At 73.9% G+C, this 20,025-nt stretch carries 21 protein-coding genes and 1 tRNA gene; 8 read left to right on the top strand and 14 right to left on the bottom strand.

The features are described from left to right. Nucleotides 1–10: 10 nt before the first annotated feature. Nucleotides 11–583 carry a heme-binding protein gene (locus tag ACF061_RS28720; protein WP_392269886.1) on the top strand — a complete coding sequence of 191 codons (573 nt, stop codon included), beginning with the start codon at nt 11–13 and terminating at the stop codon, nt 581–583. A 305-nt stretch (nt 584–888) separates the two neighbouring features. Then, nucleotides 889–1,536, top strand: a complete 648-nt coding sequence (locus ACF061_RS28715) for an ankyrin repeat domain-containing protein (RefSeq protein WP_392269885.1) — start codon at nt 889–891, stop codon at nt 1,534–1,536. Between the two features lie 50 nt (nt 1,537–1,586). On the opposite strand, the gene ACF061_RS28710 is transcribed toward ACF061_RS28715, so the two are convergent. From ACF061_RS28710 to ACF061_RS28695, 4 genes are all read right to left on the bottom strand, one after another. Next, nucleotides 1,587–2,147: a nucleoside deaminase gene (locus ACF061_RS28710; RefSeq protein ID WP_392269884.1), complete on the bottom strand. Its 561-nt coding sequence runs from the start codon at nt 2,145–2,147 to the stop codon at nt 1,587–1,589. A 10-nt stretch (nt 2,148–2,157) separates the two neighbouring features. Continuing rightward, entirely contained in the window at nt 2,158–2,658 is a 501-nt protein-coding gene (locus tag ACF061_RS28705; protein WP_392269883.1) for a nucleoside deaminase, read from the bottom strand. Nucleotides 2,659–2,888: 230 nt separating this feature from the next. Beyond that, entirely contained in the window at nt 2,889–3,356 is a 468-nt protein-coding gene (cynS, locus tag ACF061_RS28700) for a cyanase (RefSeq protein WP_392269882.1), read from the bottom strand. Between the two features lie 25 nt (nt 3,357–3,381). Next, a complete protein-coding gene (locus tag ACF061_RS28695; protein WP_392269881.1) occupies nt 3,382–3,978 on the bottom strand; it encodes a carbonic anhydrase in 597 nt (198 codons plus the stop codon). Between the two features lie 123 nt (nt 3,979–4,101). Here ACF061_RS28695 and cynR point away from each other — a divergent pair, with 123 nt between their 5' ends. The 4 genes from cynR (at nt 4,102) to meaB (ending at nt 10,157) form a co-directional block, all read left to right on the top strand. After that, nucleotides 4,102–5,013: a transcriptional regulator CynR gene (gene cynR / locus ACF061_RS28690; RefSeq protein WP_392269880.1), complete on the top strand. Its 912-nt coding sequence runs from the start codon at nt 4,102–4,104 to the stop codon at nt 5,011–5,013. A gap of 129 nt (nt 5,014–5,142) precedes the next feature. Then, nucleotides 5,143–6,954, top strand: a complete 1,812-nt coding sequence (locus ACF061_RS28685) for a methylmalonyl-CoA mutase family protein (protein ID WP_392269879.1) — start codon at nt 5,143–5,145, stop codon at nt 6,952–6,954. Continuing rightward, nucleotides 6,954–9,131, top strand: a complete 2,178-nt coding sequence (scpA, locus tag ACF061_RS28680; protein ID WP_392269878.1) for a methylmalonyl-CoA mutase — start codon at nt 6,954–6,956, stop codon at nt 9,129–9,131. Before ACF061_RS28685 ends, scpA begins: the two co-directional genes overlap by 1 nt. A gap of 12 nt (nt 9,132–9,143) precedes the next feature. Further along, nucleotides 9,144–10,157: a methylmalonyl Co-A mutase-associated GTPase MeaB gene (meaB, locus tag ACF061_RS28675; RefSeq protein WP_392269877.1), complete on the top strand. Its 1,014-nt coding sequence runs from the start codon at nt 9,144–9,146 to the stop codon at nt 10,155–10,157. 152 nt (nt 10,158–10,309) lie between these two features. Here meaB and ACF061_RS28670 read toward each other — a convergent pair. Continuing rightward, nucleotides 10,310–10,383, bottom strand: a tRNA-Pro gene (locus ACF061_RS28670). A 149-nt stretch (nt 10,384–10,532) separates the two neighbouring features. Between ACF061_RS28670 and ACF061_RS28665 the strand changes: the two genes are divergently transcribed. Both ACF061_RS28665 and ACF061_RS28660 read left to right on the top strand, forming a co-directional pair. Beyond that, complete coding sequence (locus ACF061_RS28665; RefSeq protein ID WP_392269876.1) at nt 10,533–11,240, top strand: transketolase; 708 nt, start codon at nt 10,533–10,535, stop codon at nt 11,238–11,240. Nucleotides 11,241–11,332: 92 nt separating this feature from the next. Further along, complete coding sequence (locus ACF061_RS28660) at nt 11,333–12,253, top strand: transketolase family protein (protein ID WP_392269875.1); 921 nt, start codon at nt 11,333–11,335, stop codon at nt 12,251–12,253. An 86-nt stretch (nt 12,254–12,339) separates the two neighbouring features. On the opposite strand, the gene ACF061_RS28655 is transcribed toward ACF061_RS28660, so the two are convergent. The 9 genes from ACF061_RS28655 to ACF061_RS28615 form a co-directional block, all read right to left on the bottom strand. Next, the gene (locus tag ACF061_RS28655) at nt 12,340–13,866 is read right to left on the bottom strand and encodes an MFS transporter (RefSeq protein ID WP_392269874.1); all 1,527 of its coding nucleotides are present in this window, start codon (nt 13,864–13,866) and stop codon (nt 12,340–12,342) included. 166 nt (nt 13,867–14,032) lie between these two features. Next, entirely contained in the window at nt 14,033–14,392 is a 360-nt protein-coding gene (locus ACF061_RS28650) for an MmcQ/YjbR family DNA-binding protein (RefSeq protein ID WP_392269873.1), read from the bottom strand. A gap of 87 nt (nt 14,393–14,479) precedes the next feature. After that, nucleotides 14,480–15,397, bottom strand: a complete 918-nt coding sequence (locus tag ACF061_RS28645; protein ID WP_392269872.1) for a LysR family transcriptional regulator — start codon at nt 15,395–15,397, stop codon at nt 14,480–14,482. 44 nt (nt 15,398–15,441) lie between these two features. Then, nucleotides 15,442–16,641, bottom strand: coding sequence for a glycine C-acetyltransferase (locus ACF061_RS28640; RefSeq protein ID WP_392269871.1), 1,200 nt, complete (start codon nt 16,639–16,641; stop codon nt 15,442–15,444). Between the two features lie 40 nt (nt 16,642–16,681). Further along, a complete protein-coding gene (gene tdh, locus ACF061_RS28635) occupies nt 16,682–17,710 on the bottom strand; it encodes an L-threonine 3-dehydrogenase (RefSeq protein WP_392269870.1) in 1,029 nt (342 codons plus the stop codon). Between the two features lie 221 nt (nt 17,711–17,931). Next, nucleotides 17,932–18,534: a GAF domain-containing protein gene (locus ACF061_RS28630; RefSeq protein WP_392269869.1), complete on the bottom strand. Its 603-nt coding sequence runs from the start codon at nt 18,532–18,534 to the stop codon at nt 17,932–17,934. A 59-nt stretch (nt 18,535–18,593) separates the two neighbouring features. Continuing rightward, nucleotides 18,594–19,235: an ATP/GTP-binding protein gene (locus ACF061_RS28625; RefSeq protein WP_392269868.1), complete on the bottom strand. Its 642-nt coding sequence runs from the start codon at nt 19,233–19,235 to the stop codon at nt 18,594–18,596. Then, on the bottom strand, nt 19,213–19,590 hold the full coding sequence (locus ACF061_RS28620; protein WP_392269867.1) for a DUF742 domain-containing protein: 378 nt from the start codon (nt 19,588–19,590) through the stop codon (nt 19,213–19,215). The genes ACF061_RS28625 and ACF061_RS28620 overlap by 23 nt, the downstream gene beginning before the upstream one ends. Next, nucleotides 19,587–20,021, bottom strand: coding sequence for a roadblock/LC7 domain-containing protein (locus ACF061_RS28615; protein ID WP_392269866.1), 435 nt, complete (start codon nt 20,019–20,021; stop codon nt 19,587–19,589). The genes ACF061_RS28620 and ACF061_RS28615 overlap by 4 nt, the downstream gene beginning before the upstream one ends. Nucleotides 20,022–20,025 lie beyond the last annotated feature (4 nt).

Here is a 20,025-nt window from a genome sequence, read left to right as displayed (position 1 = left end):
GAGTTGCCCGATGCAGCACAAGGCCGAGAAGTTCTCCACCCGTGCCAAGGTCCTCACCGCCGTGGCGTCCGCGGCCGCGGTCGCCGCCGGGGTTGCCGGCGCGGTGTCCGCGTCCGCCGACACCCCGGCCGCCGCTCCGGCCGCGGCCGTGGCCGCGGTGAAGGGCAAGGCCACGACCACCAGCACCCACCTGACGGTCGACGCCGCCACCGACGCGGCGCAGGCCGCCCTGAAGGCCGCCCGGAAGGAGGGCCAGCGGGTGAGCGTGGCGGTGGTGGACCGCAACGGCAACACGATCGTCACGCTGCGCGGCGACGGCGCGGGCCCGCAGGCCTACGAGTCCGCGATCAAGAAGGCGTACACCGCCGTGTCCTGGAACGCGCCCACCTCCAAGCTGGTCGAGCGCCTCCAGTCGGCGCCGACCCTGAAGGACATCCCGGGCACGCTGTTCCTGGCGGGCGGCGCGCCGGTCGCCTACGACAACGCGCCGATCGCGGGCGTCGGCGTGGCGGGCGCCCCCTCCGGCGACCTGGACGAGAAGTTCGCCCAGGCCGGTGTCGCCGCGATCAGCGACGGCCGCTGACCGCGGCGCCCCACCTCGGTGAACGGCGGCCCCCCGGCCGGGGGGCCGCTCCGCGGCGGCGTGTGCGGCTCCCCGCCCCGCGCACCGCCACGCCCGCTCCCACCGGACGACCGGGACCCGCTCTCGTCACCCTCCCGCCGTCCGCTTCCCCTTCCTCGCCGTGCCGCTTTCCGCTTTCCGCTTCTTTCCTCTTCCTCGCCGTGCCGTTCACCGCTTTCCTCGCCGTGCCGTTCACCGATTTCCTCGCCGTTCCGGCCTTCCGCTTTCCTCACCGTCCCGTCGCCATCCCGTGGAGGAGTTCCGTCATGGCCAAGAAGTCACTCACCCCGGCCGACCGCGCGCTGCTGGACGCGGCGCGGCGCGGAGACGCCGCCGCCGTCCGCGCGGCGCTGGCGGCCGGCGCCGACCTGGAGGCACGCGACGAGGAGGGCCGCACCCCCCTGCTGCGGGCGGCCCTCGCCGACCAGGTGGCGGCGGCCGAGGTGCTGGTCGGCGCGGGCGCGGACGTGAACGCCCAGGACGACCGCCAGGACAGTGCCTGGCTGGTGACCGGGGTGACCGGGAGCGTGGCGATGATGCGGGCGCTGCTGCCCGGCGGGCCGGACCTGGCGCTGACCAACCGGTTCGGCGGGGTGTCGGTGATCCCGGCGAGCGAGCGCGGCCACGTGGCGTACGTGAGGGCCGTGCTGGCCGAGACCGGCGTCGACGTGAACCACGTCAACCGGCTCGGCTGGACGGCCCTGCTGGAGGCGGTGATCCTCGGCGACGGCGGGCGCACCCACCAGGAGGTGGTCGAGGTGCTGCTCGCGGCGGGCGCCGATCCGCTGCTGCCGGACGCCGACGGGACGAGCGCCCTCGCCCACGCCGACCGCCGGGGCTTCCACGGGATCGCGGACCTGCTCCGGGCGGCCGAGGCGCGGGCGGGCTCGCGCGACGGCGAGCCCGGACGGTGACGGGCCGGGACGGTGACGGGCCGGGACGGTGACGGGCCGGCGCCCGGTCGTCAGGAGCCGCCCCCACGGGCCCGGGAGTAGCAGGCCCGGTGCATCTCGCGCAGGCGGTCGGTGAACTCCGGGGCGGGTCCGCGCACCTCCAGGCCGGGCACCACGTCCTGGATCGCCCGGAGGCGCACCGGTGCGGGCGGCAGGTGCAGCTCGGTCAGCCATTCCGCCAACTGGGCGGCCGAGTGCGCGTAGACCACGGGACCGAGCCCGGCCCAGCCGTGGGCGGCGGAGCACATGGGACAGTGCTCCCCGGAGGTGAAGACGGTGGCCGCCGCCCGCTGCGCCGCGGTGAGGTGCGCCGACGCCCAGCGGACCAGGTCGAACTCCGGGTGCCGGGTCCGGTCGTCCATCGTGTTCACCCGGTTGCGGTCCTCCGCCAGGATCCGCCCGTCGGCGCCGACCAGGACCGAGCCGAACGGCTCGTCCCCGGCCCGCAGCGCCTCGGCCGCCAGTTCGACGGCACGTTCCAGGTACGGCAGGTCGGCGGGGGTCGGCTCGAGGACGGCAGGGCCGGTGGCGGCCGGGGCACTGGGCGTCGGCCCGGTGGGCGTGGGGCTCATGGTCACTCCCTCAGTCGGCGGTGGGGGCGTCGGCGGCACGGCGTTCGCCGCCGTTGTGCTCCTGCCACAGACGGTAGACGTCGACAGCGGCGTCCCGCGGCTCGTGCCGCATCGGCAGCCTGCGCTCGTCCCAGTCCTTGGCGAATTCGTCGTAGAAGGTGTCCAGTTCGAAGTACTTGCGATCGTCGACGTAGTGCGGCTCGTAGGCGTCGCGGGTGGTGAGGAAGACGACCTCGTCGGGCGAGCAGTAGTACAGCGCCCCCAGGCACATCGGGCAGGGGTGGGCGAGTACGTAGATCGTGGTGCCGACGAGGTGTTCGGTGCCCAGCTTCGTGCAGGCCTCGCGGATGGCGAGGATCTCGGCGTGCGCGGTGGGGTCGTTGGTCTGGGCGACCCGGTTCGGGCTCTCGGCGAGGATCTCGCCGTCCCTGACGATGACGGTCGCGAACGGGCGGCCGCCCTCGGCGACGTTGCGGCGGGCGATGTCGATGGTGCGCTGTGCGAAGTCCATGACGGTGTCCTTCGGTGGTGGGGGGTGGGCGGGGCGGCCGACGGGGTGACGGCCCGCCCCACCCCGGGATACCGGCCGGCCGGACCGGGGTCCCGGACGGACCGGACGGGCCGGGTGAGCCGGACCGGGGTCCCGGCCGGACCGGAGTCCCGGACGGACCGGACGGGCCGGGTGAGACGGACCGGGGTCCCGGACGGGCCGGACGGGCCGCGGCCGGGAGGAGGAAGGGGTCAGAAGGGCTTGGTGGGCAGGTACTTGCCGTCCAGGGTGATCACCGCGCGCTCGCCGCCCTCGGGGTCGGCGACCTTCTTCACGTCCAGCCGGAAGTTGATCGCGGAGATGATGCCGTCCCCGAACTGCTCGTGGACCAGCGCCTTGAGCGTGGTGCCGTACACCTGGAGCATCTCGTAGAAGCGGTAGATGGTCGGGTCGGTGGGGACGCCGCCGGGGATGGACCCCCGGGTGGGAATGGTCTGCAGCAGGGCCACCGCGTCGGCGTCGAGGCCCAGCAGTTCGCCGACGGCCTCGGCGGCCGGCTCGGGCAGGGCGTGCTGGCCGAGCACGGCGGCGGTGGTGAAGGCCACCGACAGGCCGGCCGCGTCCGCGAGCTGCTGCCAGCTGAGGTCCTTGCGGGTCTTGGCCTCGACGGCGGCCACGGCGAGGGCCTGACGGGCGGCGGGGTCGAACTGAGCGTGCATGCGAGGGGTTTCCTTACGGGGTCGGTCAGGCCGCCGCGGACGCGGCGACCTGCTGGGCGGTGCCGGCGGTCTCGACGCCGCCGGTGGCGATGTCGTAGATCCAGCCGTGCAGGGTGAGGGTGCCCTCGGCGAGGGCACGGGCGACCGAGGGGTGGGTGGCCAGGTTCGCGAGCTGGGCGAGCACGTTCTGGCGCACCAGGGCCGCGACGTCCCCCCGGGCGGCGGTGCGGGCGAGGGAGGCGTCCGCGTGCCGCAGCCATCGGGCGAGCGCCGGGGCGCCGCTCAGGTCGTGCGTCTCGGCCAGCGCCGTCATGGCGCCGCAGCCGGAGTGGCCGCACACCACGATGTCGGACACGCCGAGAACGGCGACGGCGTACTCGATGGCGGCCGCCACCGCGTCGGGGCCCGGCGCGTGGGCCGGGACGAGGTTGCCCACGGCGCGGACGACGAACAGCTCGCCCGGCTCGCTGGCCGTGATCAGCTCGGGCACGACGCGGGCGTCGGAGCAGCCGATGAACAGCGTGTGCGGCGCGTGGTTCCCGGCGAGGCGGGCGAACAGCTCCGCCTTGGCGGGTTGGACGTCGCGCTGGAAACGTGTGACGCCCTCGGCGAGGTCGTGCATGGTCACTCCCTATCGGAGGCGGCGGCCCGGTGGGCCCGATGAATCCACCATGCATGACCTGTGGCTATAGAGTCCAAGACGCACTGCTCATGACTGCCATTGTTCCCACCTATAGTCGGATGCATGGCTCTGGAACTACGTCATCTGCGCTATCTGCTCGCCGTGGCCGAGCACGGCAGCTTCACCCGTGCCGCCGAGGACCTGCGCGTCTCCCAGCCGACCCTGTCCCAGCAGATCAGGCAACTGGAGCGGACGGTGGGCGCGCAACTGCTCGACCGCACGGGCCGCAGTGTGCGCCTGACCGACGCCGGTGAGACGTACGCGAGCCACGCCCGCCGGGCCCTGCGGGACCTGGCCGCCGCGCAGCGTGCCGTCCAGGACGTCCGGGACCTCACCCACGGCCATCTGCGCCTGGCCGTGACACCGACGTTCACCGCCTACCTGGTGGGCCCCCTGGTCGCCGGGCTGCACAGCCGGCACCCCGGCATCACCCTGGACGTCAGGGAGATGACGCAGGACCGCATCGAGACGTCACTGCTCGCCGACGACATCGACCTCGGCATCGCCTTCGCCGGCGCCCATCTGCCCGGCGTCACCGCGGCGACCCTGTTCACGGAGACCCTGAGTCTCGTCACCGCCGCGGGCCGACCCGAGGACGGCCCGCCCGGGCCGCTGTCGATCCGCGAACTGGCGGAGCGTCAGCTAGCCCTGCTCAGCGAGGACTTCGCCACCCGGGGGCACATCGACGCCCACTTCGCGGCCCACCGGGTGCGGCCGCGCATCACGGTGGAGGCCAACTCCGTCCAGGCGCTGGTCGAGATCGTGCGGCGGACCGCGATCGCCACCGTGCTGCCCGACGCGATCACCCATGACCACCCCCACCTCGTCCCCGTCCCCCTCGACCCCGCCCTGCCCGCGCGCACCGTCACCCTGCTGCGGCGCGGCAGCGGTTACCAGAGCGCCGCCGCCCGCGCCTTCACCCAACTGGCCCACGACCTCGTCCGGGAGCGCGGTTACACCGACGCCCGGCCCTGAGCCGCCGCGCGCCGGGCGCGACCGCCCCGCCCGGCGGCCACGAGCGGCCTACGCCACACGTCGGAGGAGAACAAGGTCACAACCGCGCCCTCTGACACCTCGCCGCCGCTCTGTCCTAGCATCCTGACCATGACGGTCCTGCCTGACGACGGGCTCTCCACGGCCGCCGGATTCCCTGACGCGACCCACGAGCAGTGGCGACACCTGGTGGCGGGTGTACTGCGCAAGTCGGGCAGGGAAGTGCCGGACGACGAGGCGGAGTCCGCCCTGTCCACCGCGCTGGAGGACGGACTGCGCGCCCGCCCCCTCTACACCGCGCGCGACCTCGCGCCCGACCCCGGCCTCCCGGGTTTCGCTCCCTTCGTGCGCGGGGGACGCGCCGAGGGGAACGCCGTCGGCGGCTGGGACGTGCGCCAGCGGCACACGGCGAGCGACCCGGCACCGGTCCTGAACGACCTGGAGAACGGCGTCACCTCGCTGTGGCTGGCCGTCGGCGAGACCACCGGCATCCCCGTCGGCGCGCTCGGCGAAGCCCTCGACGGCGTGCACCTCGACCTGGCCCCCGTCGTCCTGGACGCGGGCGACGAGACCGAGCCGGCCGCGCGGGAGCTGCTGCGGCTCTACGCGGAACGGGACGTGCCCGCCGACGCGGCGCGCGGCAACCTGGGCGCCGACCCCCTGGGCCACGAGGCCCGCACCGGAAAGCCGTACGCCACCGGGGCGGTGGCCGAACTGGCCCGGCTGTGCGCCGCACGGTACCCGGGGCTGCGGGCGCTGACCGTGGACGCGCTGCCCTATCACGAGGCCGGCGGGTCGGCGGCGCAGGAACTGGGCTGCTCCCTGGCGACGGGCGTCGCCTATCTGCGGGAGCTGACCGCGGCCGGACTGGACACGGCCCGGGCGCTGGCGCAGGTGGAGTTCCGGTACGCCGCGACCGCCGACCAGTTCCTGACCATCGCCAAGCTGCGCGCCGCCCGCCGGCTGTGGGCGCGGGTGGCGGAGGTCTGCGGCGCGCCCCGCGCGGGCGGGCAGTCGCAGCACGCGGTGACCTCCCCGGTGATGATGACGCGCCGCGACCCGTGGGTGAACATGCTGCGCACCACGGTGGCCACCCTGGCCGCCGGAGTGGGCGGCGCCGACGCCGTGACCGTGCTGCCGTTCGACCACGCGCTCGGCCTGCCGGACGCCTTCGCCCGCCGGATCGCCCGCAACACCTCCGTCATCCTCGTCGAGGAGTCGCACCTGTCCCGGGTGGTCGACCCGGCGGGCGGCTCCTGGTACGTGGAGCGGCTGACGGACGAACTCGCCCACGCCGCCTGGGACTTCTTCCAGGACATCGAGCGCGCGGGCGGGCAGGCGGCCGCGCTGCGTTCCGGAATGGTGGGCGAGCGGCTGGCGAGCACCTGGTCCGCGCGCAGCGAGCGGCTGGCGAAGCGGCGGGAGCCGGTCACCGGTGTCAGCGAGTTCCCGGACCTGGCCGAGAAACCCGTGGTGCGCCGGCCCGCGCCCGAGCGGCCGCCGGGCGGTCTGCCCCGGGTGCGGCGGGACGAGGCGTTCGAGGCGCTGCGGGCCCGCTCCGACGCCCACCTGGCCGAGACCGGCTCCCGGCCCCGCGTCCATCTGGCCGTGCTCGGCCCGCCCGCGGCGCATACCGCCCGGCTCGCCTTCGCCGCCAATCTCTTCCAGGCCGGCGGCATCGAGCCCGTCACCGGGGGCGGCTTCGAGGAGAGCGGTGCCCGGGAGGTGTGCCTGTGCTCCAGCGACGCCCTGTACGAGGAGCAGGCCGAGGCCACCGCCCGGGCGTTGCGGGAGGCGGGTGCCGAGCACGTGTTCCTCGCGGGCCGCCCGGGGCCGTACACCGGCGTGGACACCTATGTCTTCGCCGGCTGCGACGCCGTCGCCGTGCTCTCCGCCACGCTCGACCGCATGGGAGTGTCCTGATGTCCATCCCCGACTTCTCGTCGATCGAGCTGGGCGACCCGCGCGCCGACGCCGGCCTCGACGAGTGGCGTACGGCGGTCGAGAAGGCCGCCGACGGCGACGACCTCCTCTGGGAGACGCCCGAGGGCATCACCGTCAAGCCGCTGTACACGGGAGCGGACCTGGAGGGCCTGGACTTCCCTGGCACCTTCCCGGGCATCGCTCCGTACCTGCGCGGCCCGTACCCGACGATGTACGTCAACCAGCCCTGGACGATCCGCCAGTACGCGGGCTTCTCCACGGCCGAGGAGTCCAACGCCTTCTACCGCCGCAACCTGGCGGCCGGTCAGAAGGGCCTCTCGGTCGCCTTCGACCTGCCCACGCACCGCGGCTACGACAGCGACCACCCGCGGGTGACCGGCGACGTCGGCATGGCGGGCGTGGCGATCGACTCGATCTACGACATGCGGCAGCTCTTCGACGGCATCCCGCTGGACCGGATGACGGTGTCGATGACGATGAACGGCGCCGTGCTGCCGGTGCTGGCGCTGTACATCGTGGCGGCGGAGGAGCAGGGCGTGCCTCCGGAGAAGCTGGCGGGGACCATCCAGAACGACATCCTCAAGGAGTTCATGGTCCGCAACACCTACATCTACCCGCCGAAGCCGTCGATGCGGATCATCTCCGACATCTTCGCCTTCACCTCGCGGCGGATGCCGCGCTACAACTCCATCTCCATCTCCGGGTACCACATCCAGGAGGCGGGCGCGACGGCCGACCTGGAGCTGGCGTACACGCTGGCGGACGGCGTGGAGTACATCCGGGCGGGCCGGGAGGCGGGTCTGGACGTGGACGCCTTCGCGCCCCGGCTGTCCTTCTTCTGGGCGATCGGCATGAACTTCTTCATGGAGATCGCCAAGCTGCGCGCGGCCCGGCTGCTGTGGACGAAGCTGGTGGGACAGTTCGAGCCGAAGAACCCCAAGTCGCTCTCGCTGCGCACCCATTCGCAGACCTCCGGCTGGTCGCTGACGGCGCAGGACGTGTTCAACAACGTCACGCGCACCTGTGTGGAGGCGATGGCGGCGACCCAGGGGCACACGCAGTCGCTGCACACCAACGCCCTGGACGAGGCGCTCGCGCTGCCCACCGACTTCTCCGCCCGCATCGCCCGCAACACCCAGCTGCTGATCCAGCAGGAATCCGGCACGACGCGGGTGATCGACCCGTGGGGCGGCAGCGCGTACGTGGAGCGGCTGACCTACGACCTGGCCCGCCGGGCCTGGCAGCACATCCAGGAGGTCGAGCGGGCCGGCGGCATGGCGCGGGCCATCGACGCCGGCATCCCCAAGCTGCGCGTGGAGGAGGCCGCGGCCCGCACCCAGGCGCGGATCGACTCGGGGCGGCAGCCGGTGATCGGCGTGAACAAGTACCGGGTGGACTCCGACGAGCAGATCGAGGTGCTCAAGGTCGACAACTCCTCGGTGCGCGCCCAGCAGATCGCCAAGCTGCGGCGGCTGCGCGAGGAACGCGACGAGGCCGCGTGCCGGGACGCGCTCGACGCGCTCACCAGGGCCGCGGGCGGCGACGGCAACCTGCTGGAGCTGGCGGTGCGGGCGGCGCGCGCGAAGGCGACCGTCGGGGAGATCAGCGACGCCCTGGAGAAGGTGTACGGACGGCACGCGGGGCAGATCCGTACGATCTCCGGTGTGTACCGCAACGAATCAGGCCAGTCGCCGGAGGTGGACCGTACCCGTGCGGTGGTGGACGCCTTCGCCGAGGCCGAGGGCCGCCGGCCGCGCATCCTGGTCGCCAAGATGGGCCAGGACGGCCACGACCGCGGCCAGAAGGTGATCGCCACCGCCTTCGCCGACCTCGGTTTCGACGTGGACGTCGGCCCGCTGTTCCAGACGCCGGCGGAGGTGGCCCGTCAGGCCGTCGAGGCGGACGTGCACATCGTCGGGGTGTCGTCGCTGGCCGCCGGGCACCTCACCCTCGTGCCGACGCTGCGCGAGGCGCTCGCCGAGGAGGGCCGCGACGACATCATGATCGTGGTCGGCGGGGTGATCCCGCCGCAGGACGTGCCGGTGCTCCTGGAGATGGGCGCGACGGCCGTCTTCCCGCCCGGCACGGTGATCCCCGACGCGGCCCGCGACCTGGTGACGCGGCTGGCGGCCGGTCTCGGGCACGGCGACCTGTGAGCCGGTGACTCCATGGCCCTCGACCTCGACACGTACGTCAAGGGTGTGCTCGACGGCAGGCGGGCGATCGTGGCCCGCGCGATCACCCTGGTGGAGTCCACCAGCGCCCGGCACCGGGCGCCGGCCCAGGACCTGCTGACCGAGTTGCTGCCGCACAGCGGCAGGGCCCGGCGGATCGGGGTCAGCGGGGTGCCGGGCGTGGGCAAGTCGACGTTCATCGACGCGTTCGGCACGATGCTGACCGGGCTGGGCCACCGGGTGGCCGTACTGGCCGTCGACCCGTCCTCCAGCCGGACCGGCGGCTCCATCCTCGGTGACAAGACCCGGATGGAGCGGCTGGCCGTCGACCCCGCGGCCTTCGTCAGGCCCTCCCCCAGCGCGGGCACGCTCGGCGGGGTGGCCAGGGCGACCCGGGAGTCGATGGTGATCATGGAGGCCGCGGGCTACGACGTGGTGCTGGTGGAGACGGTCGGCGTCGGTCAGTCCGAGACGGCCGTCGCCAACATGGTCGACTCCTTCCTGCTGCTCACCCTGGCCCGCACGGGGGACCAGTTGCAGGGCATCAAGAAGGGCGTCCTGGAGCTCGCCGACGTGATCGCCGTCAACAAGGCCGACGGCCCGCACGAGCGCGACGCCCGCGCGGCGGCCCGCGAACTGGCCGGGGCGCTGCGGCTCATGCACGGCAAGGACGCCTTCTGGACACCGCCGGTGCTCAGTTGCAGCGCCCGCGAGCCGTCGGGGCTGGACACCGTCTGGGAACGCCTGGAGCGGCACCGCGCCCTGCTGGACTCCACCGGACGCCTCACCGCCAAGCGCCGGGCCCAGCAGGTCGACTGGACCTGGAGCATGGTCCACGACGAACTGCTGGACCGCCTGCACTCCGACCCGGCCGTCCGGTCCCTCGCCCCGGAGCTGGAACAGCGGGTCAGACAGGGCGGGCTGACGGCGACCCTGGCCGCCGAGCGGATCCTGAAGGCATTCGCCGGCGGCGAAGCCGCTCCGCCGCCGCCCGACGCCCGGCCCTGACCGGTCCCGCCGCGCACGCCGAGGGTCCGCCGGACCGGGCGCGCCCCCGCGTCCCGTCCCCGGCCGGCCTCGCGAGCGGTCCCCGCGCGCGAAACACCGAGGGGCCGTTCCGGATTGCTCCGGAACGGCCCCTCGGACACGACTCCACAAAGTCGGGACGACAGGATTTGAACCTGCGACCCCTTGACCCCCAGTCAAGTGCGCTACCAAGCTGCGCCACGTCCCGTTGCCCGTCTGACCTGGGGTTTCCCCGGGCCGAACGCGCAGGAAAACCATACCGCACTCGGGTCGGTGGTCGCGCACCCGTTTCCTGCGGGGCGGTTCCGGAATGTCGCCCTTGACCTCAAGCTTGGTTGAGGTCGCACGATCGCAGGTATGACGATCACCGAGGAATCCGGGCACGTCCACGGCTACGCGGACCTGCCCCGCCTGATGCGGCTCATGACGGGCGACGAGAAGCACGGACCGGCGGCCACGTCCACCCTGGACGTGCTCTGGGTCCTCTACGACCGGGTGCTGAAGGTGCGCCCGGAGCGGCGGGAGGACCCGGAGCGGGACCGGTTCCTGCTGTCGAAGGGGCACGGCCCGATGGCCTACTACGCGGTCCTGGCCGCCAAGGGCTTCGTACCGCGGGACTGGCTGGCGGACTTCGGCGCCTACGACTCCCCGCTCGGGCACCACCCGGACCGCACTCTGGTCCCGGGCGTGGAGATCGCCAGCGGTTCGCTGGGCCACGGACTGCCGATCGCCGTCGGCACGGCCCTGGGGCTGCGCGCCCGGAAGCTGGACCGGCCCCGGGTGTGGGTGCTGATCGGGGACGCCGAACTCGACGAGGGCAGCAACCACGAGGCGATCGCCTTCGCCGGGCCCGCGGGCCTCGACCGGCTGCACACCGTCGTCGTCGACAACGCCTCCGCCAGCCACGCCCGCCCCGGCGGGATCGCGGCCCGGTTCGAGGCGGCGGGCTGGTCGGCGGCGACCGTCGACGGCCGCGACCACGAGGCCCTGTACGCCGCGTTCACCGCTCCGCATCCGGGCCGGCCGCACGTGGTGGTCGCCCGGGTGGAGCCGAAGAACGCCTGACTCCCCCGGCTCCCCGCACGCCCCCGGCTCCCCCGCGGCGCCCCGTCCCCGCACAGACCCCCTCACCTCCCACACGGAAGGGCTCGACCCCCATGGACACCATGCGCGACCGCCTCGCCCCCGTCCTCTCACGACTGCTCGACGAGGATCCGCGGGTCGCGGTCGTCCTCGCCGAGATCGGCAGGGACGGCTTCACCGCCGCCCAACGCCGCCATCCGGACCGGTTGATCAACGTCGGGATCCGCGAGCAGCTCCTGGTCGGAGCCGGCGCGGGACTCGCCCTGACCGGGATGCGGCCGGTGCTGCACACGTTCGCGAGTTTCCTCGTCGAGCGGCCCTTCGAGCAGGTCAAACTGGATCTCGGGCACCAGGAGGCGGGCGCTGTGCTGGTGAGCGCGGCCGCCTCCTTCGACTGGCCCGCGGGCGGCTACACCCACATGGCCCCCGGCGACGTGGCCCTCCTCGACACCCTGGACGGCTGGACCGTCCATGTGCCAGGGCATCCGGACGAGGCCGAGACGCTGCTGCGGCACGCGGTCGCCGCGGGTGACGACAAGGTCTACGTGCGGCTGTCGACGCAGTCGAACGGGCAGGGGCGCCCGGTCGACGGCGCGCGGTTCTGGACCCTGCGCGAGGGCCGCTCCGGCGTGGTGGTCGCCGTCGGTCCCCTGCTCGACCCGGTCCTCGCCTCGACGGAGGGCCTGGACGTCACCGTGCTGTACGCGACGACCGTACGGCCCTTCGACACCGCCGCCCTGCGCCGGGCCACGTCGACGGCCGGGACGGACGTGGTCCTGGTCGAGCCGTATCTGGCGGGCACGTCCACGGCGGCGGCGAACGACGCGCTCCACGACGTCCCGCACCGTGTCCTGGGCCTCGGCGTGGGCCGCGCCGAGCTGCGCCGCTACGGTCGCGTCGAGGAGCACACCGCCGCGCACGGCCTGGACGCCCGGTCCCTGCGCCGGCGGATCTCGGCCTTCCTCGGGAGCGGGTCGGACGCCGCGGGAGTCTGAGGGGGCCGCGGAACGGGCGGCCTGCTCTTCCGGCTGCTCCCCCTTCGGGCGGCGGCGTCTGCCGGGCGGCGGTCCGGCGCCCGGTGTCAGGGCCGTTTCCGGCGCCCCCGCCCGGGTGTTCCCGCGCCGCTCGGGACGGAGGCGTCCGCGGCGTGCTGGGCGCCGGGACCCTCCGGGCGGGGCGGCAGGCCGCGGGCGCTCGGCGCGTCGGCGCGCACCAGGTCGCGTATCGCGGCGACGCAGAGCAGTGTGACCGGCACGACGAGGCTCACCGCCGCCGACACCAGCAGCACGTGGTCCGCGCCCAGCAGCGAGGCGGCCGGGCCGGCGAGGGCCTGGCCGACGGGCATCATGGCGAGGGAGCCGGCCACGTCGTAGGCGTGGATGCGGTTGAGGACGTCGGGCGGGACCTGCGTCTGGACGCTGGTCGCCCACATCACGCCCCAGAACGACATCCCGGCCCCGGCGACGGCCGCTCCGGCGGCCATCGCCGCGACGCCCAGGCCCGCCCCCACGGTCGCCGGGAACCAGACGAAGGCGAACAGGGCGAACGCGCCGGCGCGCAGCATCCGCCGCGGGCGCAGTCGCAGGGCGAGGAACCCTCCGACGACGGTACCCGCGCCGAGGGCCGAGTTGACCAGGCCGTAGGCGCGCGGGCCGTGCTGCTGGACCACTTCCGTGGCGACCAGCGGGACGGTCGGGCCCCACACGGCGATCATGTAGAGGCACCAGACGGCGATGACGCCCCACAGCCAGGTGCGCGAGCGGAACTCCCGCCAGCCCTCGACCAGATCGGCCCGGAAGGTGCCCGAGGCGTGACCGGCCGCAGCGCCGCCGGGGAGCAGCGGGGGCAGTCGGAGCAGCAGCAGGCACAGGGCGCTGACCGCGTAGGTGGCGGCGTGGGCCGCGAAGACACCGCCCGGCGAGGCGAAGCCGACCAGGAGGCCGGCGACGGCGGGGCCGGCGAGCTGGGCGGCCGACTCGGCGATCCGTATGGCGCCGTTGGCCGCCTGGATGTCGGCGGCGAGCCGGGGAACCGTGCTGGCCACGCCGGGCTGGAACACCGCGCCGGCCACGCCGTTGACGAAGCCGATGGCGCAGATCTCCCAGAGCACGACATGGCCCGAGTAGAAGAGGACGGCGGCCAGGGCCTGGGTGCCGAGCCGCACCAGGTCGGCGCCGATCATCAGCTTGCGGGTGCTGAACCGGTCGGCGATGACCCCGCCGAAGACCACGAGTCCGGCGAAGGCCGCGGCCGTCGAGGCCATGGCGAGGCCGACCGCGCCCGCGCCGTACCCGTGTTGCAGCAGGCCGGCGGCGAGCGCGACGGGCAGCATGGTGTCGCCGAGCCGGGCCACGGCCCGAGCGGCGAAGAACAGCGCGAAGTCCCGCGACCAGACCGGCCGCGTCCGCTCTCCGTCCAGGGCCCCCGCCCCGGTCCCGCCCCCGGCCTCGGCACCGGCTCCGACCCCGGCCGCGGCTTCGGTGCCGTCCCGCGGTCCCGCCGTGCGGCCCGTCGTCGGCCACGGACCCGCCGCCCCTCCCGGTGGCGGGGCGGCTCCGCGCGCCGCTCCCGCCTCCCCGGACGACGACTGCGATGACGTTCCGGTCATCCCTCGACGCTCCCTCCCCGGCCGGTCCCCACCCGTGCCCCTCGCACCCGGCGGCGGTCGCGGGCCCCCTCCGCACGCCCGCGGCGCCTGTGCCTGTGCCTGTGCCTGTGCCTGTGCCTGTGCCTCCGGATCATGCCACGGCCCGCCGGCACCGCCCGGGGGATTTTCAGCGGGCGGTGGGCAGACCGAGCTCGGGATGGGCCTCGACCAGCGGGCCCGGCGCGGCCTGGCGCCAGGAGTCGGCGAGGATGTCGCGCAGCTCCTCCTCGTCCTCCAGCGCGGCGAGACGGGCCCGCACCCAGGCGAACTGCGCCTCGTGGCCGGCGATCCAGAACTTGTCCGGCTCGGCCATGACCAGTTCGTCGCGCTCCTCCTTCGGGCAGCGCACGGCGATGGAGGTCTCGTCCTCCGGCAGCGTGGCGAACATCTTCCCGGCGACCCGGAAGGTGGGCATGCTCCAGGCGGTCTTCTCCGTCGTGTCCGGCAGGGACAGGGCGATTCGGCGTACGTCTTCTGCGTCCGGCATGGCACGCACGCTAACCCCTCCCACTGACAGTCGCCCCTGCCCGGGCGCAGTCCGGGCAGGCCGGTCCGAACCCGCCCGGCGACGTGCCTACGCCCGCGTCGGCCCGCCCCGCGCCACCTCGCCCAGCGCCTCCAGCACCGGGCGGATCAGCGGATGCTCCTCGGCGCCCCGGCGCACCGCGGCGAACACCCGGCGAGTGGGCGCGACTCCGTCGACGGGACGCACCACCACGCCCGTGAGGTCCATGCCGCGCAGTGCGGAGCGCGGGACGAGGGCCACGCCCACGTCCGCCGAGGCGAGCGCCACGACCGCGCGGAAGTCGTCGGAGGAGTGTTCGAGACGGGGCTGGAAGCCGGCGCTCTCGCAGGCGAGGACGACCACGTCGTGGCAGGGGTTGCCGGGGTAGGGGCCGATCCACGGGTCCTTGGCCAGCTCGGCGAGCGGGACCTCGGCGGCGCCGGCCATGCGGTGGGCCACCGGCACCACCGCGTCGAAGGGCTCGGCGTACAGCGGGACATGGGTGAGGCGCGGGTCGTCGGCGGGCGGCGCGCCCCGGTACTCGACGGCGACCGCCACGTCGACCTGACGGTCCAGCACCATCGGCAGGCTCGCGTCGCCCTCGGCGTCCTGGACCCGGATGCGGATGCCGGGCGCGGCGGCGGCCAGGCGGGCCACCGCGGGGGCGACGACCTCGGCGATGCCGGTCGCGAAGGCGGCGACGGTGACGGTGCCGGCCGCTCCCGAACCGTAGGCCGCCAGTTCGGCCTCCGCGCGTTCGAGCTGGGCGAGGACCACGTGGGTGTGGCCGAGCAGGATCTCACCGGCCGGGGTGAGCCGCACGCCCTTGGCGCCGCGCTCCACCAGCCGGTGCCCGGTCTCCTGTTCCAGGGCCGTGAGCTGCTGGGAGACCGCCGAGGGCGTGAGGTACAGCGCGGCGGCAGCCGCGGTCACCGTACGGTGGTCGGCCACCGCCCGGAGGATGTGCAGCCGCCGCGCTTCGATCATGCGAACGATTATCGCAAGACGTCGGACCTGGTTCGGGCCCGTGCTCAGCCCGCCAGCTCGGCGCGGGCCGCGACGAAGGCGTCCACCGCGCGGTCGACGTCCTGAGTCGAGTGGGCGGCGGACAACTGGACGCGGATCCGGGCCTGGCCCTGCGGCACGACCGGGTAGGAGAAGCCGATGACGTACACGCCGCGCTCCAGCAGCAGCTCCGCCATCCGGCCGGCCTCGGCCGCGTCGCCGATCATCACCGGGGCGATGGCGTGGTCGCCGGGGAGGACGTCGAAGCCCTCCTCGGTCATCCGGGAGCGGAACAGCGCCGTGTTCTCGGCCAGCCGGACCCGCAGGTCGTCGGCCGACTCCAGCAGGTCCAGCACCTTCAGGGAGGCCGCCGCGATCACCGGGGCGAGGGTGTTGGAGAACAGGTACGGCCGGGAGCGCTGGCGCAGCAGGGCGACGATCTCGGCGCGGGCGGCGACGTAGCCGCCGGAGGCCCCGCCGAGCGCCTTGCCGAGGGTGCCGGTGACGATGTCGACGCGGTCCATGACGCCGTGCAGCTCGGGGGTGCCGCGGCCACCGGGGCCGACGAAGCCGACGGCGTGCGAGTCGTCGACCATCACCATGGCGTCGTAGCGGTCGGCGAGGTCGCAGATCTCGCGCAGCGGGGCCACGTAGCCGTCCATCGAGAAGACGCCGTCGGTGACGATGAGCTTGCGGCGCGCGCCGCCCTCGTCCGCCTCCTTGAGCTGCTGTTCGAGGTCGGCCATGTCGCGGTTGGCGTAGCGCAGGCGGCGGGCCTTGGACAGGCGGATGCCGTCGATGATCGAGGCGTGGTTGAGGGCGTCGGAGATCACCGCGTCCTCGGCGCCGAGGAGGGTCTCGAAGACGCCGCCGTTGGCGTCGAAGCAGGAGGAGTACAGGATCGTGTCCTCCTGGCCGAGGAAGGCCGACAGACGGGCCTCCAGCTCCTTGTGCACCTCCTGGGTGCCGCAGATGAAGCGCACGGAGGCCATGCCGTAGCCCCAGCGGTCCAGCGCCGCGTGGGCCGCGGCGACGACCTCGGGGTGGTCGGCGAGGCCCAGGTAGTTGTTGGCGCAGAAGTTGAGGACCTCGCCGGGACGGCCGCCCGCGGTGACGGCGACGGTCGCGGACTGGGGGGTGCCGATCACCCGCTCGGGCTTGTGCAGGCCGGCGGCGCGGATCTCGTCGAGGGTGGCGCGCAGGTCGTCGCGGACAGAGTTGAACATCAGGGACTCCAGGGGAAGCAGGGGCGAACCGGGCCGGGGATCAGACAGTCCAGTCGAGGATGACCTTGCCGCCCTTGCCGCTGGCGGCGTCCTCGAAGGCGGCCTCGAAGTCGGCGCAGGCGTACCGGCCGGTGATCACCGGGGCGAGGTCGAGGCCGCCCTCCAGCAGCACCGACATGGCGTACCAGGTCTCGAACATCTCGCGGCCGTAGATGCCCTTGACGGTGATCATCGAGGTGACGATCCGGGCCCAGTCGACCGCGAACTCCTCGGACGGCAGGCCGAGCATGGCGATCCGGCCGCCGTGGGTCATGTTGGCGATCATGTCGCGCATCGCCTCGGGACGGCCGGACATCTCCAGGCCGATGTCGAAGCCCTCGCGCAGGCCGAGCGAACGCTGGCCCTCGGCGATCGTCGTCCCGGCGACATCGAGCGCCAGGCTCACCCCGATCTTGCGGGCCAGTTCCAGCCGTTCCTCGCTGACGTCGGTGATGACGACGTTGCGGGCGCCCGCGTGCCGGGCCACCGCGGCCGCCATCAGGCCGATCGGGCCGGCGCCGGTGATCAGGACGTCCTCGCCGACCAGCGGGAAGGACAGCGCGGTGTGCACGGCGTTGCCGAACGGGTCGAAGATCGCGGCGACGTCGAGGTCGACGGGGACGCGGTGCACCCAGACGTTGCCGGCGGGCAGGGCGACGTACTCGGCGAAGGCGCCGTCGCGGCCCACGCCCAGTCCGACGGTGGCCCGGCACAGGTGGCGGCGGCCGGCCAGGCAGTTGCGGCACTTGCCGCACACCAGGTGGCCCTCGCCGCTGACCCGGTCGCCGGCCTTGATGTCGGTGACGTCGCGGCCGGTGGCGACGACCTCGCCGACGAACTCGTGGCCGACCACGAGCGGGGTGCGGATCGCCTGCCGCGCCCAGCCGTCCCAGGCCCGGATGTGCAGGTCGGTGCCGCAGATGCCGGTCCGCAGGACCTTGATCAGCACGTCACCGGGTCCGACAGCGGGCTCGGGCACGTCCGCGAGCCACAGCCCGGGTTCCGCCTTCTCCTTGACCAGCGCCTTCAACGCTACGGCTCCTGTGGTTCGGGCCCCGGGCCCGGGCATGCCGAAGGGACCCGTATCCGGGGTGAGGGGTGGATTCGCCAGCAATCTGCCGTACGGCGGCGCCCTGGTCCATCGAGACTTTCTTAAGCGCGGCCACAGCTTTGCTTCACGCCACCCGACTGGAGTCACCGCGGCCCCCGGTCCCGCCGTCCGGATCACGGTCGGGCCGCGGGTCCCGGCGGCTACGGACCCTGGAGCGGGAAGCCCTCCGGGACCCCTCGCTCCAGCCGCGGGACCAGTTCCGCCGCCGCCGACTTGATGGCCGTCAGGCCCTGCCGGCCCCACGGCCGCGGCTCGACGTCCACGACGCAGACCGTGCCCAGCACCGTCTGGGTGCTGTCGATGAGCGGGGCGCCGAGGTAGGAGCGGATGCCGAACTCGTCGACGACCGGGTTGCCCGCGAACCGCGGGTAGTCGCGGACGTCCTCCAGCACCAGCGCCTTGCGCCGGGCCACCACGTGCGGGCAGAAGCCGTGGTCGTGGGCGAGGCAGCGGCCCACCTCGCGCCGGACTCCCCCGGCGCCGGGGGCGGCGGTGTCGACGTCGAGCACGCTCCGTTCGGGCCGGTGCAGGCCGGCGAAGAACTGCCGCTTGTCGTCGGGGAGGTTGACCATCGCGTACGGCGCCCCGGTGAGCTCGGCGAGGCGGTCCGCGAAGGCGTCGAGGGCCGGCTCGGGGCGCTCCCCCAGTCCCAGCCGGCGCAGCCGGAGGGCACGGGCGGGGGCCTCCCTGTCCTCGGGCGTGAGCAGCAGGCGACCGGCCGGACGCGGCGGGTCGTAGCTCATGGCCGGGCTCCGGCGCTGTGCGCGTGTGTCATGGTCGGGCTCCGTGGGGTGTGCGGGGATCACATGTGCGCGCCGTGGCCCGGCGCGGCGGCGGGGGCCGGGGCGTGGGCGATGAGGTGCCGTACGAGGGTCAGCAGGCTCTGGATGCCGGAGCTGGAGATACGGGCGTCGCAGCGCACGACGGGGACGTCGGGAGCGAGGTCGAGGGCGGCGCGGACCTCGTCGGCGTCGTAGCGGTGGGCGCCGTCGAACTCGTTGACGGCGACGACGAACGCCAGTCCGCGCTGTTCGAAGAAGTCGACGGCGGCGAAGCACTCCTCAAGGCGGCGGGTGTCGGCGAGGATCACCGCGCCCAGGGCGCCCTCGGACAGTTCGTCCCACATGAACCAGAACCGCTCCTGCCCGGGCGTGCCGAACAGGTACAGCACGTGCCGCGCGTCGAGCGTGATGCGGCCGAAGTCCATCGCGACGGTCGTCTCGACCTTGTTCTCGATGCCGTCGAGGTTGTCGGTGTCCGCTCCGACCGTGGTGAGCAGTTCCTCCGTGCTGAGCGGCGCGATCTCGCTCACGGCGCCGACGAAGGTGGTCTTGCCCACGCCGAACCCGCCCGCCACCAGGATCTTCAGCGCGGTGGGGAAGGGGTCGCGGCGGCCCTGGTGGTCGGGGCCGCCGACGTGGTCAGAGCTGTCGTCGTAGTCCATCGAGGACTGCCTCCAGAAGGGCCCGGTCGGTGGGGTGGTCGTGGAACTCGGGGGGCTTGGTGGTCAGCGCGCCGCAGTCGACCAGATCGGACAGCAGTACCTTCGCCACCGCCGCCGGCAGCCTCAGCTGGGCGGCGACCTCGGCGACCGGGACCGGGCCGAGGCACAGGTCGAGCGCCTGGCCGTGCTCGGGGCCGAGGTACCCGAGGGGCGTGACGCCGGTGGCCATCACCTGCGACATGAGGTCGAGCGCGACGCTGGGCCGGGTGCGGCCGTTGCTGACCGTGAAGGGGCGCACCAGCCGCCCGGCCGCGTCGTCGAGCCAGGGCCCGTCGCCGGCCGCCGCAGCGCTCAAGGCCGCAGCGCCGGGTGGTCGGCGGTGTGCTGCCGGGGGGCGGTCACGAGGTACGGGCGGACGCTCTTGACCAGCATCGCCATCTCGTAGCCGAGCACCGCCGCGTCGGCCTCCCGCCCGGCGAGCACGGCCAGGCAGGTGCCGGAGCCGGCGGTGGTGACGAAGAGCAGGGTCGAGTCGAGTTCGACGACCACCTGGCGGACGTCGCCGCCGTCGCCGAAGCGGACACCGGCGCTGCGACCGAGTGAGTACAGCCCGGAGGCGAGCGCGGCCATGTGGTCGGCGCTGTCCGGGTCGAGGCCGTGCACGGACTTCACCAGCCCGTCGCAGGACAGCAGGACCGCGCTGCTGGTGTGCGGGACGCGCTGCACGAGGCCGCTCATCAGCCAGTCGAGGTCGGAAACATGGCCGGTCGGCGCATCGCTCGCCATGGTG

This window comes from Streptomyces sp. NPDC015220, assembly GCF_043079345.1.
GTDB lineage: Bacteria > Actinomycetota > Actinomycetes > Streptomycetales > Streptomycetaceae > Streptomyces.
The sequence above is the reverse complement of the archived record's forward strand: the minus strand, read 5'-3'. Positions and strand labels throughout refer to the sequence as shown.

Bases quoted from the DNA above. Each gene is read 5' to 3' on its own strand.
- ACF061_RS28720 (WP_392269886.1), top strand. From the start codon at position 11: ATGCAGCACAAGGCCGAGAAGTTCTCCACCCGTGCCAAGGTCCTCACC.
- ACF061_RS28715 (WP_392269885.1), top strand. From the start codon at position 889: ATGGCCAAGAAGTCACTCACCCCGGCCGACCGCGCGCTGCTGGACGCG.
- ACF061_RS28710 (WP_392269884.1), bottom strand. From the start codon at position 2,147: ATGAGCCCCACGCCCACCGGGCCGACGCCCAGTGCCCCGGCCGCCACC.
- ACF061_RS28705 (WP_392269883.1), bottom strand. From the start codon at position 2,658: ATGGACTTCGCACAGCGCACCATCGACATCGCCCGCCGCAACGTCGCC.
- cynS (WP_392269882.1), bottom strand. From the start codon at position 3,356: ATGCACGCTCAGTTCGACCCCGCCGCCCGTCAGGCCCTCGCCGTGGCC.
- ACF061_RS28695 (WP_392269881.1), bottom strand. From the start codon at position 3,978: ATGCACGACCTCGCCGAGGGCGTCACACGTTTCCAGCGCGACGTCCAA.
- cynR (WP_392269880.1), top strand. From the start codon at position 4,102: ATGGCTCTGGAACTACGTCATCTGCGCTATCTGCTCGCCGTGGCCGAG.
- ACF061_RS28685 (WP_392269879.1), top strand. From the start codon at position 5,143: ATGACGGTCCTGCCTGACGACGGGCTCTCCACGGCCGCCGGATTCCCT.
- scpA (WP_392269878.1), top strand. From the start codon at position 6,954: ATGTCCATCCCCGACTTCTCGTCGATCGAGCTGGGCGACCCGCGCGCC.
- meaB (WP_392269877.1), top strand. From the start codon at position 9,144: ATGGCCCTCGACCTCGACACGTACGTCAAGGGTGTGCTCGACGGCAGG.
- ACF061_RS28665 (WP_392269876.1), top strand. From the start codon at position 10,533: ATGACGATCACCGAGGAATCCGGGCACGTCCACGGCTACGCGGACCTG.
- ACF061_RS28660 (WP_392269875.1), top strand. From the start codon at position 11,333: ATGGACACCATGCGCGACCGCCTCGCCCCCGTCCTCTCACGACTGCTC.
- ACF061_RS28655 (WP_392269874.1), bottom strand. From the start codon at position 13,866: ATGACCGGAACGTCATCGCAGTCGTCGTCCGGGGAGGCGGGAGCGGCG.
- ACF061_RS28650 (WP_392269873.1), bottom strand. From the start codon at position 14,392: ATGCCGGACGCAGAAGACGTACGCCGAATCGCCCTGTCCCTGCCGGAC.
- ACF061_RS28645 (WP_392269872.1), bottom strand. From the start codon at position 15,397: ATGATCGAAGCGCGGCGGCTGCACATCCTCCGGGCGGTGGCCGACCAC.
- ACF061_RS28640 (WP_392269871.1), bottom strand. From the start codon at position 16,641: ATGTTCAACTCTGTCCGCGACGACCTGCGCGCCACCCTCGACGAGATC.
- ACF061_RS28630 (WP_392269869.1), bottom strand. From the start codon at position 18,534: ATGAGCTACGACCCGCCGCGTCCGGCCGGTCGCCTGCTGCTCACGCCC.
- ACF061_RS28625 (WP_392269868.1), bottom strand. From the start codon at position 19,235: ATGGACTACGACGACAGCTCTGACCACGTCGGCGGCCCCGACCACCAG.
- ACF061_RS28615 (WP_392269866.1), bottom strand. From the start codon at position 20,021: ATGGCGAGCGATGCGCCGACCGGCCATGTTTCCGACCTCGACTGGCTG.